The sequence below is a fragment of the Winogradskyella litorisediminis genome (assembly GCF_042675765.1).
GTDB classification, from domain to species: Bacteria; Bacteroidota; Bacteroidia; order Flavobacteriales; family Flavobacteriaceae; genus Winogradskyella; species Winogradskyella litorisediminis.
In genome coordinates, this window is the sequence record NZ_JBHTJL010000016.1 from 13,272 (window position 1) to 31,164 (window position 17,893).

The following is a 17,893-nucleotide window of genomic DNA, read 5'->3' on the forward strand; positions in this document are numbered from 1 at the left end:
GCATTTATAAATTATAACGAATAGATTTGAATTTCAATTTTTTAAGGCTTAAATTAAAATAAACTGAAATTTTATATTTTCTATCTTTAGCATCGGTTTTTCTATTTTGAATAAACATAATTATCCAAAAGAAAAATTATTAAAATCTGAGTTTAAAGAATTTCTAAAATCCTTTCTAAAGCCATACCACGTGAACCTTTGATAAGTATACAAGCATTTTCAATTTTCGTGATTTCAAGATGTTTTTTTAAATTTTCAAACGTTTTATATTTTAATGAAGATGTATTTGTTTTAGTTTTAAAAAAGTTTTCTCCAATAAAATAGATATTTTCACCAAAGTTATGTTGTGCAAAATTGACTATTGCTTGATGTTCTTCATTAGCCGTTTTTCCTAATTCAAACATATCTCCTAAAAATAAATACTTGTTAACTTCTTTTAGATTTTTAAAATTAGAAAGAGCAGCAAGCATACTTGTTGGGTTGGCGTTGTAAGCGTCTAAAATAACTTTGTTACTGCCAATTTGTTTAATTTCAGACCGATTATTGTTTGGTTTATAGCTTTCAATTGTAGATTTTATTGATGACAACTTTAAATTAAAATATTGACCTATTGCTATGGCGACAGCAATGTTAGAGAAGTTGTAACTTCCTATAAGTTGGCTTTTAATTTCTAAATTTTTATAGATGACATTAACAAAAGGATTTGCAGATTTAAACTCTATGTAAGCATCATTTTTTGCCTTGCTTCCAAAGGTCGAAACATTTCTATAGTCATTAATTTGTTTTAATTGTGTTGCATCATCTGTATTTATAAAGGCTGTTTTGTTATTTGTTTTAATAAACTCATATAACTCAGACTTGCCCTTTATTACACCTTCAACACCTCCAAAACCCTCTAAATGGGCTTTTCCAAAATTGGTGATTAATCCATAATCTGGTTCTGCAATGCTACACAAAAATTCAATTTCTTTTTGATGATTTGCACCCATTTCAACTATTCCAAAATCTAAATCAGTTTCAAAACTAAGTAGTGTAAGTGGTACTCCAATATGATTATTTAAATTGCCTTTGGTTGCTCGTACTTTATATTCTGATGACAAAACACTATTTATTAATTCTTTAGTCGTGGTTTTGCCATTGCTTCCTGTAAGTGCGATGATTGGAAATTTGAAAGTTTTTCTATAATAATTAGCTAATTGCTGTAATGTTGCTAAAGCGTCTTTTACCAGAATAAATTTTTCAGATTCATCGGCTATTGATTCATTGTCAATAACACAATAATTTGCGCCATCTTCTAGAGCCTGATGCGCAAATGTATTGCCATCAAAATTATCTCCTTTTAATGCAAAATAAATATCTCCTTTTTTAATTTTTCGAGTATCTGTGCAAACAGATTTATATTCTAAAAATATCTCGTAAAGCGCTTTTATATTCATCTTATAAAAATAAAAAAGTCCTAACAAATGTTAGGACTTTAAATTATATAAATTAAAACTGAATTTAGTTTCTTGTTTTCTTATCGTTTTTAGCTTTTGAGCCTACACGAGAAACAGCACATCTAAATCCGATGTAGTCTGTTGCCATGTCTTGTGGGAAATAACGTCTCTGAGCTGGGTCTAACCAATAAGAGCGATCTCTCCATGAACCACCTTTAATAACGCGAGCTTCGTCGTTGATTAAAGATGTTCTTCTACTTGACTCGTCATACTCTTTAATGATTTCTCCAGAAGCAGAATCTCTTTCAATTCTGTGTTTTGGAGAATTGTACATTTTACGTGTATCAAATTTTCCATCTTCACCATCTTCAAAATTATCTCTGTAATATCTTGATGATTTTTGGTCACCGTCTCTAAAGTTTCTGTTATCGCTACGGTCAAAATTTGTTCTTAGATAAGTATCATCTCCATCAATTTCAGTAGTTGCAATTTCACCTGGTAGAACACGAGCAACAATTTTACCATTACTTAAAGTGTCGTAAACTGTTTCTTGTACGATTTTAACGGTTCCATCATCATTGATTTCATTTTTATAATAAGTGTTACCTCTGTAATAATTGAAATCGTTAAACTCATCATCAACGATTGGACGGTAAACATCTGCAACCCATTCGGCTACATTACCTGCCATGTCGTAAATTCCAAAATCGTTAGGCTCGTAGTATTTTACCTCTTGTGTAATGTCAGCACCATCATCAGACCAACCTGCAATTCCACCATAATCTCCTTTACTTTGTTTAAAGTTAGCTAATTGGTCTCCACGTGTAGCTCTTGAACCAGAACGTGTGTATTGACCATCCCAAGGATATTTTTTACGGCCTCTGTAAATATTGTAATTTCTAAGTTCACTCATACCTAATGCAGCATATTCCCATTCTGCTTCTGTAGGTAATCTATATTTTGGTCCGATTAAACCAGACTCTCTTTTAGCGTAAGTATTAATTGTATCACCTTTAGCATTAACTTGTACACGTCTTCTAGATTTTACAGGGTTGATAATACTATCATTTCCACCATAAGTTCTACTAGGTGCGTTTATGTAAGTGTCTGTATTAAATGTACTTCCAGCTTCAGCTGTGTATTGAGAATCTCTTTCTAAATAACCTGCTTCTTGTAGAGTCATTTCAGAAACTCTGTCAGTTCTCCAGCTAGCGTATTCAACAGCCTGAATCCAACTTACACCTACAACTGGGTAATTTCCATATGCAGGGTGACGCAAGTAGTTTTCTGTCATCATCTCATTATACCCTAAGCGATTTCTCCACACCAAAGTGTCTGGCAAAGCGCCATAATAAATATTTGTATACTCAGGATTTTCTGGTGGATAAACACTTTTTAGATAATCTAAATACATTAAATAATTAGCATTGGTAATTTCTGCCTCATCAATGTAAAATGATTGGACGTGCTGCTGGGTTGGCGTATTGTTCCAATCATGCATTGGGTCATCTTGTACTTTACCCATGGTAAAAGTTCCACCTTCTACAAAAACTGTTCCTGGAGGAGTTTCTTGTTCTTCAAATTTAGTGTTGTATTGAAAACCACCTTGTTTGTCATTTATAGCCCAACCAGTAGCACTGTCTGTATTACTAGAATTTGATGAGCGTTTACAACTAAAAGCAGTAACGATTAGGGCAGCAGCTGCTAATAATTTAAAATTTATGACGTTTCTCATAACTATAGATTAAGTAAGTTCTTTTTTAAATTGACGTGCAATATAGCAATTAAAGACAAACAAACAACATTTTTTACCGATAAAGTGTAAAAAAATATGCATTTCATCCTGTTTTTTGTTCCTTACAACGGATTTTTATTCTGTTTTACCGTTTTATTCACACATCAATAACGAGTAGTAAAATAAATTATTGTTGTACTTTTGAAATAAAAAATAAGGCCTTATAATAAGGACTGAACTTGTGCGTTTATTTACCATGAAAAGGAGCTTTACAATTTCACTTTTATTTTTATGTTTATTTGCTTTTGCTCAACAGAAACAATTTACTATTGATTGGATTGGTGAACAAACTCTAGAAGCTGGTTATGCTAAGATAGTTGTGCCATCTTTTGATGCTAATCATTTCAGTTATTCTCAGGATAAGGGATTAACATACTTTGCAGAATGGAGTGAGTCTTCGCAAATAAGCAGTAGTTCTGTAACATTGAGTAATGTCAGATTTCAACCTATTTCTTCTTCTGAACTAAAAGATTTAAATCTGAAAAATCTAAAACCCAATGTAGAACCTCTTTTAGTGAGCACTGATGCAAGAGGAAAGCGCTCTGCTTACTTAGAAATTAATCCTATTATCAAAGACGGTAACAATTACAAAAAGGTTATTAGTTTTACTGTAAATTACTCAACGGGTTCAGCTAATAGAACTTCTAATTCATCATTTTCAAATATTAGTAATTCTGTTTTAGCTTCAGGCGATTGGTATCGTTTTTATGTCGATACAACAGGAGTGCATCGTTTGTCTAAAAACTTTTTAAGTCAATTAGGTATCGATGTTAATTCAGTTGACCCGAGAACTATTAAAATATATGGAAATGGTGGCGAAATGCTACCTTATCTAAATTCGCAAACTGAATTTTTAGACCCACAAGAAAATGCCATTCAAATAATAGGCGAGTCTGATGGAAGTTTTGATGACCAAGATTATATCCTATTTTATGCTGTTGGCCCAAAAGGCTTCAACCAAGAACAGAACACGCACGTAAATCTGTATACAGACAAAACGTATTATTATATAAATATTAGTGCTGGTGCAGGAAAGCGAATTACGTCTACAATGCAACCAAGTCAATCAGCAGATATAACCATAGACACATTTGATAATTATGATTTTTACGAAGTTGATGAATTTAATCTTGTAAAATTAGGGCGACGCTGGTTTGGAGATAAATTTGATGTCGAAACACAAAGGACCTACACGTTTGATATTCCTAATATTGTAACAACAGAACCTGTAAATATTCAAATTGCTTTTGGTTCTGTTTCCGAATTGCCAAGTTCAATGAATGTAACTGCAGCTGGTGCATCCACAACTGTAAATATTTCGCCTATAAATCCAGATAGTTTTATTTATGCTACCACTGCACTTTATAACAATTCGGTCAATGTATCTTCAGAAACATTAGAGATTGACTTAGAGTATAATAACGGTGGTAATCCTGTAGCTTCTGCTTACCTTGATTATATAAAGGTTGAATCAAAGCGTCAACTACAATATGCAAATGAGCAACTATTTTTTATAAATGATGATGTTGCTACAAACTCGGGAGTAGTGCAATATAATGTTGGAAACGCTTCAGCTGTAAGACAAGTTTGGGATGTTACTGATGTGTTTAATATTTCTACATTTGAAAATGAAAATAGTGAGGCAGAATTTACCTTTAAAACTTCAGCAGGTGAGCTTCGAAATTACGTAGCATTTTCTGTTAATGACTTTTTAAACCCTAAAGGAGATGTAAATACGCAACTTGCAAACCAGAATTTAAAAGGAACTATTTTTACCGATTCGCAAGGTCAATTTCAAGATGTAGATTATCTTTTAATAACGCCTCAACTTTTTTTAGGTCAAGCCGAAAGACTAGCTGATATTAATAGATTACATAATAATATTACAGTTAAAGTAATAACGCTTCAAGAAATTTATAATGAGTTTAGCACCGGCAGTCAAGATATTGCAGCAATTAGAAATTTTGTGAGATATGTATACAACAATGCCAGCTCACCAGATAAACGCGTAAAATATTTAGGATTGTTTGGTGACGCATCTTATGATTATAAAGATAGAATTAGAAATAATACCAACTTTGTGCCATCTTGGTTTTCGCTTAATAGCTCTAGCGTAACAAGTTCTTTAATTTCAGACGACTTTTATGGTGTTATGGGTGAAAACGAAGGTACACTTGCAACGTCTAATAGACTAGATGTTGCTGTAGGTAGAATGTTAGTGGATAGTCCGCAACGAGCAAAAGTGGTTGTCGATAAAATTGAAGCTTATTATGCTGATGACTCTTATGGTAGTTGGAGAAATAACATTCTTTTAGTTTCAGACGATGTGGACGAGCCATTTGAGCGCATACTTCAACAAACAACGGACGATGTTGCAACTGATGTTAGAGCCCAAAAACCGTTTTTCAATTCTATAAAAGTGCATGCTGATTCATTTCAGCAATTATCATCTTCTGGCGGAGACCGTTATCCAGATGTAAATGATGCCTTTAAAAATGCGATAGACGTTGGTGTTTTGGTGGTTAATTATTTTGGCCATGGTGGAGAACTTGGCTTAGCTGACGAGCGAATTTTCGATATTAATGACTCACAAAGTCTAAACAATAACTGTAGATTTAATTGCTTTATAACGGTTACTTGCGAGTATACCAAATACGATAATCCTGATTTACAAACCGCAGGAGAGTTTACCTATTGGAATAAAAATGGAGGTGCTATTGGATTAATAACCACGACGCGCCAAATTTTTGTTACCGTTGGTACTAATTATAATGAAGTTTTAGAGGATTATTTGTTTGCTTATGGCTCAAATGAATATCCTTCAATGGCCGAAGCTTTGAGACAAACTAAACTCGACCCGCAAATTGCTGGGAGTTTTCAAAAACGTTTGGTTCATTTTATTGGTGACCCAGCAATGAAGTTAGCCGTACCGAGACCTAGTATACGATTAACACGAATTAATGATGTGCCAATTACGCAAACTACAGATGTGCTACAAGCCTTGGGTCGTGTAAAATTATCTGGTGAAGTGGTAGATTTAAGTGGTAACGTCATCAATAATTACAATGGTGTTTTAACAGCGACCGTTTTTGATAAAGATATCCAGCGAAGAACATTAGCTAACGATAATACAGCCGATTCTAATGGTGTGATTTTTATGGATTTTACAACGCTTGGCGAAATTTTATTTAAAGGTCAGGCGTCTATTACCAATGGGCAATTCGACTTCAATTTCGTTGTGCCTCGAGATGTAGGTATTCCTGTAGGACAAGGAAAAGTAAGTTTTTATGCAAAGCGAACTAATGTATTAGAGGACCAAACCGGTCATAGTTTCGATATTCAAGTTGGTGGTATTAATGAAAATGCCGAAGAAGATAATATTGGTCCAGTAATTAACCTGTTTATGAATGACGAAAATTTTGTTTCTGGCGGAATCACAAACGAGTCACCGACATTACTAGCAAAACTTCAAGATGATAATGGCATTAATACCGCTAGTGGAATTGGTCATGACATTACTGCAATTTTAGATGGTGATGAAACTAATCCCTTTGTATTAAATGATTATTATGAAGCTTCTTTAGATGACTTTACAAACGGAACGGTAACATTTGCTTTTAGAGATTTAGAGCCTGGAATGCATACTTTAACAGTGAAAGCATGGGATGTCTATAATAATTCATCTACTTCAGAAATTCAATTCGAAGTCTTTAACAATAATGAAGAACTAGTCATTGATAACGTACTTAATTATCCAAATCCGTTTGTAGATTATACAGAATTTTGGTTCAATCATAACAGTAGTGATGTGTTAGATATTTCAGTACAAATTTTTACCGTTTCAGGAAAAATTGTAAAAACTTTAAACGGACAAACAAATACTTCAGGGAAATCTACAAGTACATTATCTAGAGATATTGTTTGGGACGGATTAGATGACTTTGGAGATAAAATAGGAAAAGGCGTGTACATTTATAAACTAAAAGTAAAATCTCAGCGTTTAAATAAGCAGGTCGAAAAAATTGAAAAACTTGTAATCCTATAATATTAAATTATATTTGTTAACATTTTTGGCAAATCGCCATAGTAGAAAAAGAAAATTCTAGAATGAAAAAAATCTTAATTATATGTATGGCATTTGTAGCAGCAAATGTTTCATTTTCACAAGAAACTATTGTATTCCCTGATCAATCTTCAGTTATTACCACAGGTATACCTTTTATGTTGGTTGCGCCAGATGCGCGTTCTGCATCTATGGGCGATATGGGAGTTGCAACATCTGTCGATGGATTTTCGCAACAATACAATCCTGCAAAATATGCTTTTTCAGAATCAAAATCTGGTATAGGTGTTAGTTATACACCATACTTAACACGTTTAGTTAATGATATTTCTATAAGTTATTTAACTTATTATAACAGGTTGAGCGATTTTAGTGCAGTTTCGGCGAGTGTTAAATATTTTAGCCTTGGTGAAATTGTCTTAACACAAGATGCTACAACACCAGGTATTCCTGTTAAACCAAACGAATTTGCAGTTGACGTTGCTTATTCGCTAAAATTAGCAGATCAGTTTTCAATGGCTGTTGGATTACGTTATTTTAGATCAGCGTTACGTATTGGTCAAGTTGACCCAAATGCAAACGCAGGAAGTTCTTTTGGTGCAGACATTACAGGCTATTATCAAAGTGAAGAAGAAGCGTACAATGACTTTAACGGCCGTTGGCGATTAGGCTTTGCTTTGCAAAATTTAGGTCCAAAATTTAGTTATGATGATGGTGGTCAAGATGTGTTTCAACCTTCAAACTTAAGATTAGGTGGAGGATTTGATTTTATTTTTGACCAAAACAGCAAATTGGCTGTTACAGCAGAAGTTTCAAAATTGTTGGTGCCAACACCACCAGAATTAGGTTTTGTTGACACCGATGGAGATGGTCAGCAAGATACTGACGAGCCAACTATAATTACTGCTGGTCAGAGTAACGATGTTAGCTTTTTATCTGGTATATTTCAATCATTTGGAGATGCGCCAGGCGGATTTAGTGAAGAGTTAAAAGAATTCACTTATTCTTTAGGTGCAGAATATACCTACAACGAGTCTTTTGCGCTAAGAGCTGGGTATTTTAATGAATCCGAAGAGAAAGGTGCTCGTAAATTTTTTGCTTTAGGTGCAGGTTTTAAGTACACAACCATAAACTTAGATTTATCATATTTGTTCTCTGCTTCAAGAGTGCAAAGCCCTTTAGAAAATACATTACGATTTTCTCTAACATTTAATTTTGGAGATGGAGAATACACAGAGTATTAATCTTAACTAATAAATTACAAAAAGAAAAACTATTGCCAAAAGCAGTAGTTTTTTTGTCTAAAACCATTCGGGATGAAAGAACTTAAAATTGAAACAACGTTGCAGGTTTATGAAGATTTAGATGAAGTTCCTAATGAAGTTCAGCAGTTAATGAATGAGGCTATTAATGCTCGAAACAATGCATATTCGCCCTACTCAAAATTTAATGTTGGAGCAGCAATACTATTAGATAATGGTGAAACAGTTTCAGGAAGTAACCAAGAAAACGCTTCTTATCCATCAGGTTTGTGTGCAGAGCGCACCGCTATTTATTACGCTGGCGCAAAATACCCAAAAGCTAAGATGCTAAAAATGGCATTGACAGCATCTTCTCAAAATCAAGTAACTTCAAAACCAATTCCTCCTTGTGGCGCTTGTCGACAAGCTATTGCAGAATATGAGGTAAAGCAAAATTTACCTATAGAAATTTATTTTATGGGAGCCGAAGGTAAAGTGGTAAAATCAAATTCATTGGCTAATCTTTTGCCACTAATTTTTGAAAGTTCTGTACTGTAACGTTTTCGTAACTTTTTTTAATCAAATCCTTTCATTTTTTACCTCTATATTAGGAAAGGTTAAATCTTAAAATATTATTTTTGTTATTCGGCTTTATAATAAAAGCTAGGAAATCATTTTTAGAAAATAAATAGATGAAAAAAGTAACAAAAGAAGTTTACCTAAAATGGTATGAGGACATGTTGTTTTGGCGAAAGTTTGAAGACAAATTAGCTGCAGTTTACATTCAACAAAAAGTAAGAGGTTTTCTTCATTTATATAACGGACAAGAAGCTGTTTTAGCCGGAGCATTACATGCAATGGATTTAACAAAAGACAAAATGATTACTGCTTACCGTAACCACGTACAGCCAATAGGCATGGGCGTTGACCCAAGACGTGTTATGGCTGAGCTCTATGGGAAAGCGACTGGAACATCAAAAGGTCTTGGTGGTTCTATGCACATTTTCTCAAAAGAACATCGTTTTTATGGTGGTCACGGAATTGTAGGTGGACAAATTCCTTTAGGTGCAGGAATTGCATTTGGAGACAAATACCACGATGTAGATGCGGTAACTATTTGCTGTTTTGGTGACGGTGCGGCGCGTCAAGGTTCACTTCACGAAACTTTTAACTTAGCTATGCTTTGGAATTTGCCTGTCGTTTTTGTTTGTGAAAACAATGGTTATGCAATGGGAACTTCTGTAGAGCGTACCGCTAATCACACAGATATTTGGAAATTAGGTCTAGGTTACGAAATGCCTTGTGGACCAGTTGATGGCATGAACCCTGTTAAAGTTGCTGAGGCTTTTGATGAAGCAATTTCAAGAGCAAGAAATGGTGGTGGACCAACATTTTTAGAGGTAAAAACTTACAGATATAGAGGCCATTCTATGTCTGATGCACAGCACTACAGAACTAAAGATGAGGTTAATGAATACAAGAAAATTGACCCAATTACACAAGTTAAGAATATTATTCTCGAAGAAAAATATGCTACGGAAGATGAAATAAAAGTCATCGATAAACGTGTAAAAGCCTTAGTATCTGAATGTGAGAAATTCGCAGAAGATTCCCCATATCCAGAGAAGAACGTTATGTACGATGCTGTTTATGAGCAAGAAGATTATCCATTTATAGACCATAAAATCAAATAAGAAATGGCAGAAGTAATTAACATGCCAAGATTAAGCGATACCATGGAAGAAGGTACCGTTGCATCATGGTTAAAAAACGTTGGAGACAAAATCGAAGAAGGCGATATTTTAGCCGAAATCGAAACAGATAAAGCCACGATGGAATTTGAATCATTTCATGAAGGTACCTTACTTCATATTGGTGTCCAAGAAGGTGAAACTACTAAAGTTGATGAGCTTTTAGCTATTATTGGTGACGAAGGTGAAGATATTTCAGATTTATTAAATGGTGGTTCTTCAAAAAAAGAAGACGATACCAATGAAAGTAATGAAGAAGTTTCAGATGATAGTGAAAATGCTGAGTCTTCAAAAGAGGAAGAATCAAAAAATGATTCAGAATCGTCTGATGAAGTCGAATTACCTGAAGGTGTTGTTGTAGTAACAATGCCACGTTTAAGTGATACAATGGAAGAAGGAACCGTGGCAACGTGGTTAAAAAATGTAGGCGATAAAGTTGAAGAAGGAGATATTTTAGCGGAGATTGAAACAGATAAGGCAACGATGGAATTTGAGTCTTTTAACGAAGGAACTTTATTACACATCGGTTTACAAGAAGGTGATTCTGCAAAAGTTGATGACCTGCTAGCTATTATTGGACCCGAAGGAACAGATGTTTCAGATGTCGCTAAAAACTTTAAAGTTGGTGGCGGTTCTGAGAAAAAATCAGAATCAAAATCAGAATCAAAGTCTGAGTCAAAAAAAGAAGAAAAGAAAAAAGAAGAACCAAAAGCTGAAACTAAAAAAGAAGAAACGACAACTTCAACATCTTCCGCATCTTCGGTTTCATCTTCAAATAGTAGAATTTTCGCATCTCCATTAGCAAAAAAGATGGCCGAAGAAAAAGGTATAAATCTAAGTCAAGTTAATGGTTCTGGAGAAAATGGTAGAATTGTAAAACGCGATATTGAAAACTTTACGCCAACTGCGGCAGGAGCTTCTTCTGCACCAGTTGCTAAATTTGTGGCTACAGGTCAAGAAGATTTCGATGAGGTGAAAAACAGCAACATGCGTAAAGCTATTGCTAAAAACTTAGCGAAGTCTAAATTTACAGCACCACATTACTATCTTAATGTAGAGTTTGATATGGACAATGCTATCGCATTCCGTACACAATACAACTCTTTGCCAGACACAAAGATTTCTTTTAACGACATGATTGTTAAGGCTTGCGCATTAGCATTACGTCAGCATCCACAAGTTAATTCGCAGTGGTTTGATGATAAAATGCGTATGAATAATCATGTACATATTGGTGTTGCAGTTGCGGTACCAGACGGTTTGGTTGTACCAGTAGTGCGTTTTGCAAATGAGCAAAGTTTACCTCAAATTGGCGCAGCAGTTAAAGATTATGCTGGTCGTGCAAGGAACAAAAAATTGACTTTAGAGGAAATGGAAGGCAGCACGTTTACCATTTCTAATTTAGGAATGTTTGGTATCGAGAGTTTTACTTCAATTATCAATCAGCCAAATTCAGCAATTTTATCTGTTGGTGCAATCGTTCAAAAACCAGTAGTTAAAAACGGAGTAGTTGTACCTGGTAATACTATGAAACTAACTTTAGCTTGCGACCACAGAACGGTTGATGGCGCAACAGGAGCACAATTTCTTCAAACTTTAAAAGGATACATTGAGAATCCTGTTACGATGTTGGTATAATAAAACCTTCAGAATATGTGATTCTGAATTAGTTCTAGAATCTATAAAACATAAAACCTGATTTGAAACTAATTCAATTCAGGTTTTTTTATCTTTAGTCTTTAAAAATTTTTAATATGAAAAAAATAATATTGCTTTTAGTAATTTCTAGTCTGGTTTTTAGCTGTAAAACCAAGAAAGATGATTCGTCTAAAAATGCAGAAAAAGAAGGGATAACCATTACTACAGAAGAAGTCAAAGAAATTGTCACCTATTTAGCTTCCGATGAATTAAATGGAAGAAATACTGGAACTGAAGGCATTGATAAAGCCGCAAGTTATATAGAAAAGCAATTAAAATCTTACGGTGTAAAGCCTTATTTTGATGGGTTTTTAGATGAATTTAAATTTAAAGGTAGAGCAGAAGACAGTATTACAGGCTACAATGTTGTTGGTTATTTGGAAGGTACGGACGACAAATTGAAAAATGAGTTTATCGTTATAGGTGCCCATTACGACCATATAGGTTTTGGTAAAAAAGTGGAGAACGATTCAATTGCCAATGGTGCAAATGATAATGCCACTGGTACAGCAACTGTAATGAGTATTGCTAAATATTTTGCTGATAAAGGAAATAACAAACGCAGCGTAATTTTTGCTTTATTTTCTGCAGAGGAAATGGGTTTACGTGGTTCCAAAGCATTAGCTGAAAGACTTAAATTTCAAGATATAGATTTGTATACCATGATAAATTTTGAAATGCTTGGTGTGCCTTTTAAAGATAGAGATTACGAAGTATTTTTAACTGGTTTTGATAAGTCTAATTTTGCTGAGAAATTTAATGCATATCAAGGTTCTAATCTCATCGGATTTTCTGAAGTTTCAAAAAAATATAGTTTATACCAACGTTCAGATAATTACGCATTTGTACAAGAATTCAATGTGCCAAGTCATACTATTTCTTCTTGTGACCTCACTAATTTTGACCAATATCATAAAGTCGGAGATGAAGCTAATATAATGGATTACACCTTTATGTCTAATTTTATAAATAAGGCTATTCCAGGATTAGAAAAACTAATTAATGCACCTGCTAAAGAAATTGTTTTAACCAATGAGTAAACACATTATAATAACAGGAACTAGCCGAGGAATTGGTTTTGAGATGGTCAAGCTTTTTGCTAATCAAGGTCATAAGGTTTTGGCTTTATCTAGAAATAGTCAACCAATTTTAGATTTAAAACTAGACAATGTATCAAGTTTTTCTTTTGACTTAAGCAATGAAGATGATTACAAGAAAGTGGAAACTTTTGTTCAAAATGAATGGAAACACATTGACATCCTCATCAACAACGCTGGTATGTTGCTTAATAAACCATTTGCGGAGACAACGATTCTAGATTTTACAAAAGTCTACCAAACCAACGTGTTTGGCGTTGCAGAAATGACACGGATTGCATTACCATTTATGAAAAGTAATGGACATATAGTAACAATTAGCTCAATGGGTGGCATACAAGGAAGTATTAAGTTTCCGGGTTTAGCAGCCTATAGTTCTAGTAAAGGTGCGGTTATAACTTTAACTGAATTATTGGCCGAAGAATATAAAGAAACAGGACCACAATTTAACGTACTGGCATTAGGTGCTGTACAAACCGAAATGTTAGAAGAAGCCTTTCCAGGTTACGAAGCTCCAACAACGGCTTTAGAAATGGCTGAATACATTTCAGAATTTGCTTTAAAGAGCAATAAATTTTACAACGGAAAAGTACTTCAAGTTTCTAATTCTACGCCGTAAATTCCTTTACCGATAAATTAGGTTTTTGGTCTGATACAATGTTAATTAAAGCGAGACATTAACAATTATTTAAGACTAATTTTTATATTAGTCAAAAATTGTTTTATGTTGAAGAAATTACTCACAAAGCATCTAGTTTTTTGCATTGTTTTTGGGTGTTTATCTCAAATACTTAATGCGCAAACATTCAGTAGAGTCGAAGATAACGTTGGCTTAGATATTCTTGAAGAAAATAACGGTGTTGCTGTTGCAGATTATGATGGTGACAACGACTTAGATATTTTTGTAGTTGCTAAAGCTCCAGATGATGAAAATGCCCCTAAAACTTTAAGCCGATTATTTAGAAATAACAACGATGGCTCATTCACAGATGTTACCGAAGTAGCAGGTTTTTCAGACTTGTTATTGCCAGCAGAAGCTGGAGCAGATTTTGACGGTTTAGATGGCCAGAAAAATGGCGCCTCTTGGGGTGATTATAATAATGATGGACATCCAGATTTATTTTTAACCTATTCTTTTAAAGTACAATTATGGCGAAATTTAGGCAATGGTACTTTTGCAAATATTACTTCAATTGCTGGTTTCGATGATTTAAATAGTTGCCGCAACATGAGCGCAACGTGGTTCGACTATAATAATGATGGGCTATTAGATATTTATATTAATGATTACAATACATGCGGTAGCAATCAACTTTATAAAAACAATGGTAATAACTCATTTACAAATGTCACGGTTGACACGGGACTTCAGGCTCCTATAAATTCAAACTTGGCCAGTTATTCATCTTTACCTTTCGATTTTGATTTAGATGGTAATATGGATTTATTAGCTCCAAATCACTTATTACAAACAAACGATTTATTTTTAAACGCATCAGGAGCTTTTTCAAACTCAGCTGCAGCCTACGGTGTCAATACAACTAATGGAGAAACCGGAATAACGATTGGGGATTATAACAATGATGGTTTTTTTGATTTTCTAGTAACTGGTGTTGATAATAATGCTTTATACACAAACGATGGTGATAATACCTTTACAGAAAATTCAGCATCTCTAGGAATCAGTAATACGCAATGGTCAAAATTGGCTCGATTTGCGGATTTTGATTTAGATGGAGATGAAGATATATTTTTTGCAAATGGTTTTGAAACAGTTTCGCGAGGCGCAGAACAAAACAAGTATTTCAGCAATTTAAATACACAAGGAAGTAATATGTTTCAAGATGTTTCTTCAGCTTTAGGACTCGATGAAAATTCTGTAAGCGTTGAAGCTATAGATTTTGATTATGATAACGATGGTGATATTGATTTGCTGGTGACTAACAGTAATGGAAAGATATTTTTATACGAAAATCTATTACTTAATTACGATGATGTATCCTCTGCAAAAAATTATTTTAAGCTTAATTTACAAGGTTCAACATCTAACAGGAATGCTGTTGGAGCATCAGTAAAATTGAGTACTCCAGCAAGAACTTTAATTCGTTATAATTCTGGTGTTGGATTTTTAAGTCAGAGTCAACAAGCGCTTTATTTTGGGCTAGATGATGATACAGTTATTAATTCTATAGAAATTACTTGGCCTTCTGGTTTGGTTGAAACTTATGATAACACAAACAGTACTTTAGTAATTAATGCTACGTTTTTGGCAGTTGAAGGTTCTTCAATTTCAAATTTAAATATAACACCAAGTCAAAAAGTGTATGGTTGCACCGATGAGATTTCCTGTAATTATAATCCGATGGCAACAATTGATGATGGTTCTTGTACATATTTACCATCTCAAGCTATTATTGGTAGTGCAAACACTTCATATTACAGTGTTGAATCTTATTCGTATAATATTGCTTCGGGTTCAACAGCAAATTGGCATGTTGAAGGTGGTGAAATTCTAAATGGTCAAGGCACGAATGAGATTACGGTACTTTGGGAAGTTGAACCTCAAGGTACAGTTTCTGTTACTGAGACAGATACTAATTGCTCGAGTTTATCTGAGTCATTGAGTGTGACGCTTTCTGCAAACAATTTACCAGATAATATTTCAATTTCAAGATTATGGAATGAGGTGTTACTTTCCGCTATTAGAGGTGATTTTGCTCGGCCTACAGTCCATGCACGAAATCTTTTTCATACAAGTGTTGCAATGTATGATGTCTGGGCAGTATATAACGATGATAAAGCAACACCATATTTAATTGGTAATACTGTACAAGGATTTACAAGTAATTTGGACGATTTTACTCCTTTAGAATCAGATGAAGCATCTATTAAAAAAGCAATAAGTTATGCAATGTATCGCTTAATTTCTTATCGCTTTCAAAATTCTCCTGGTGCAGAAGCCACACAAGAAAGAATAGATTTATTAATGAATAGTTTAGGTTACGATACAACATTAACTTCTTTAGACTACACTTCGGGTGATGCAGCAGAATTTGGTAATTATGTCGCTCAGACTTTAATAGATTATGGGTTACAAGATGGCTCACGAGAGTTAACAGGTTATGATAATGATTATTACGAACCCGTTAACCAACCGTATGATTTAGAATCAAATAATAATCCTCCTGTTGTTGACCCAAACCGTTGGCAACCTTTGGGATTAGATACATTTATTGATCAAGGAGGAAATGTGGTTAGTGGAAATGTGCCAGAATTTTTAAGCCCAGAATGGGGAAATGTAGCGCCTTTTGCACTTAAAGATGAAGATGCTGTTACGCTAACTAGAGATGGCAACATCTATAAAGTGTATCATAATCCGCAAGCACCACCGCAAATAAATACAACGACTGAAGATACTGAGAGCGAACAATACAAATGGGGTTTTTCAATGGTATCTGTTTGGCAGTCTCATATGGACCCGACAGATGGCGTGATGATTGATATTTCGCCAGGGAATATTGGTAATACAGATATTGCTAATTTTCCAACGGATTTTGCAAACTATCCCTCATTCTATAATTTTGAAAGTGGAGGAGATAATAGTACAGGACATTCTGTAAATCCAGTCACATCCACACCATATAATCCAAATATTGTACCGCGTGCTGATTATGCGAGAGTATTAGCTGAATTTTGGGCAGATGGTCCAGATTCTGAAACACCACCAGGTCATTGGTTTACCATATTAAATTATGTAAATGACCATCCGCAATTCGTGAAACAATTTGAGGGTCAAGGTGCCATATTAGATGGATTAGAATGGGATGTAAAAGCTTATTTTATTCTAGGTGGTGCCATGCATGATGCAGCAATTTCAGCATGGAGTGTTAAAGGTTGGCATGATTACATTAGGCCAATCTCCGCAATACGATATATGGCTGCTGAACAAGGTCAAAGTTCTGACCCAATGGCACCAAACTACAGTGTTTCAGGAATTAAGTTAATACCTGGTTTTATAGAACAAATTGAAGCAGGCGACCCATTGGCTGGTTTTTTTGGGCAGAATATCGGGAAAATAAAATTATACACATGGCGCGGTCATGACTTTATTACTGACCCAACAACAGATGTTGCAGGTGTTGGTTGGATTTTAGCTGAAGATTGGTATCCGTATCAGCGTCCAACTTTTGTAACACCACCATTTGCGGGTTATGTTTCTGGGCATTCAACGTTTTCAAGAGCGGCCTCAGAAATTTTAACAAAATTAACTGGTGACCCATTTTTCCCTGGTGGCGTTGGAGAATTTGTAGCAAAAAAAGATGAATTTTTAGTATTTGAAAAAGGACCTTCTGTTGATGTAACCTTACAATGGGCAACTTATAGAGATGCTTCTGATCAAACTAGTTTGTCTCGTATTTGGGGCGGAATTCATCCACCAGCTGATGATTTACCAGGTCGTTTTATAGGTCAGGAAGTGGCTGATGATGCTTTTGCATTTGCAGTACCTTATTTTCAAGCTAGTTTAGCAAATGAAGATTTTGAATTGGTAGAACATAGGATTTATCCAAACCCAACAAGTGACCAACAATTCAATATTAGTCATACTAATGGTAATGAGTCAATTAGCGTTTTTGATATGAGAGGTCGAGCAATTAATTTTACTAAGTTAAATTTTGATAGTCTCTCTGAAACCACAACAATTAAACTCAATAATGCTGAAGTTGGATTGTATGTTTTAAAGGTAAACACATCATCGAAAGTTGTTGCAGTTAAATAATAAAAACTGTTTTTGATAGTTAACTAATTCAATCG

Annotated in this window: 10 protein-coding genes; 8 read left to right on the plus strand and 2 right to left on the minus strand. The window is 34.4% G+C overall.

All coding sequences use genetic code 11. The features are described from left to right. Nucleotides 1-152: 152 nt before the first annotated feature. Entirely contained in the window at nucleotides 153-1,436 is a 1,284-nt protein-coding gene (locus ACFQ1Q_RS11160; RefSeq protein ID WP_386131336.1) for a UDP-N-acetylmuramoyl-tripeptide--D-alanyl-D-alanine ligase, read from the minus strand. Nucleotides 1,437-1,500: 64 nt separating this feature from the next. Next, nucleotides 1,501-3,171 carry a gliding motility lipoprotein GldJ gene (gene gldJ, locus ACFQ1Q_RS11165; RefSeq protein WP_386131339.1) on the minus strand — a complete coding sequence of 557 codons (1,671 nt, stop codon included), beginning with the start codon at nucleotides 3,169-3,171 and terminating at the stop codon, nucleotides 1,501-1,503. 256 nt (nucleotides 3,172-3,427) lie between these two features. Here gldJ and porU point away from each other — a divergent pair, with 256 nt between their 5' ends. The 8 genes from porU (at nucleotide 3,428) to ACFQ1Q_RS11205 (ending at nucleotide 17,858) form a co-directional block, all read left to right on the plus strand. Further along, on the plus strand, nucleotides 3,428-7,276 hold the full coding sequence (gene porU / locus ACFQ1Q_RS11170; protein ID WP_386131342.1) for a type IX secretion system sortase PorU: 3,849 nt from the start codon (nucleotides 3,428-3,430) through the stop codon (nucleotides 7,274-7,276). A gap of 62 nt (nucleotides 7,277-7,338) precedes the next feature. Continuing rightward, entirely contained in the window at nucleotides 7,339-8,538 is a 1,200-nt protein-coding gene (gene porV / locus ACFQ1Q_RS11175; RefSeq protein WP_386131345.1) for a type IX secretion system outer membrane channel protein PorV, read from the plus strand. 72 nt (nucleotides 8,539-8,610) lie between these two features. Further along, nucleotides 8,611-9,093 (plus strand): cytidine deaminase, encoded by a 483-nt coding sequence (cdd, locus tag ACFQ1Q_RS11180; RefSeq protein WP_386131348.1) that lies wholly within the window; start codon nucleotides 8,611-8,613, stop codon nucleotides 9,091-9,093. A 134-nt stretch (nucleotides 9,094-9,227) separates the two neighbouring features. Beyond that, nucleotides 9,228-10,229: a pyruvate dehydrogenase (acetyl-transferring) E1 component subunit alpha gene (pdhA, locus tag ACFQ1Q_RS11185; RefSeq protein ID WP_386131351.1), complete on the plus strand. Its 1,002-nt coding sequence runs from the start codon at nucleotides 9,228-9,230 to the stop codon at nucleotides 10,227-10,229. Between the two features lie 3 nt (nucleotides 10,230-10,232). Then, the gene (locus ACFQ1Q_RS11190) at nucleotides 10,233-11,924 is read left to right on the plus strand and encodes a pyruvate dehydrogenase complex dihydrolipoamide acetyltransferase (RefSeq protein WP_386131354.1); all 1,692 of its coding nucleotides are present in this window, start codon (nucleotides 10,233-10,235) and stop codon (nucleotides 11,922-11,924) included. 116 nt (nucleotides 11,925-12,040) lie between these two features. Further along, complete coding sequence (locus tag ACFQ1Q_RS11195) at nucleotides 12,041-13,024, plus strand: M28 family metallopeptidase (RefSeq protein WP_386131357.1); 984 nt, start codon at nucleotides 12,041-12,043, stop codon at nucleotides 13,022-13,024. Next, nucleotides 13,017-13,700, plus strand: coding sequence for an SDR family NAD(P)-dependent oxidoreductase (locus ACFQ1Q_RS11200; RefSeq protein ID WP_386131360.1), 684 nt, complete (start codon nucleotides 13,017-13,019; stop codon nucleotides 13,698-13,700). Before ACFQ1Q_RS11195 ends, ACFQ1Q_RS11200 begins: the two co-directional genes overlap by 8 nt. Nucleotides 13,701-13,805: 105 nt before the next feature. After that, nucleotides 13,806-17,858: an FG-GAP-like repeat-containing protein gene (locus ACFQ1Q_RS11205; RefSeq protein ID WP_386131362.1), complete on the plus strand. Its 4,053-nt coding sequence runs from the start codon at nucleotides 13,806-13,808 to the stop codon at nucleotides 17,856-17,858. Nucleotides 17,859-17,893 lie beyond the last annotated feature (35 nt).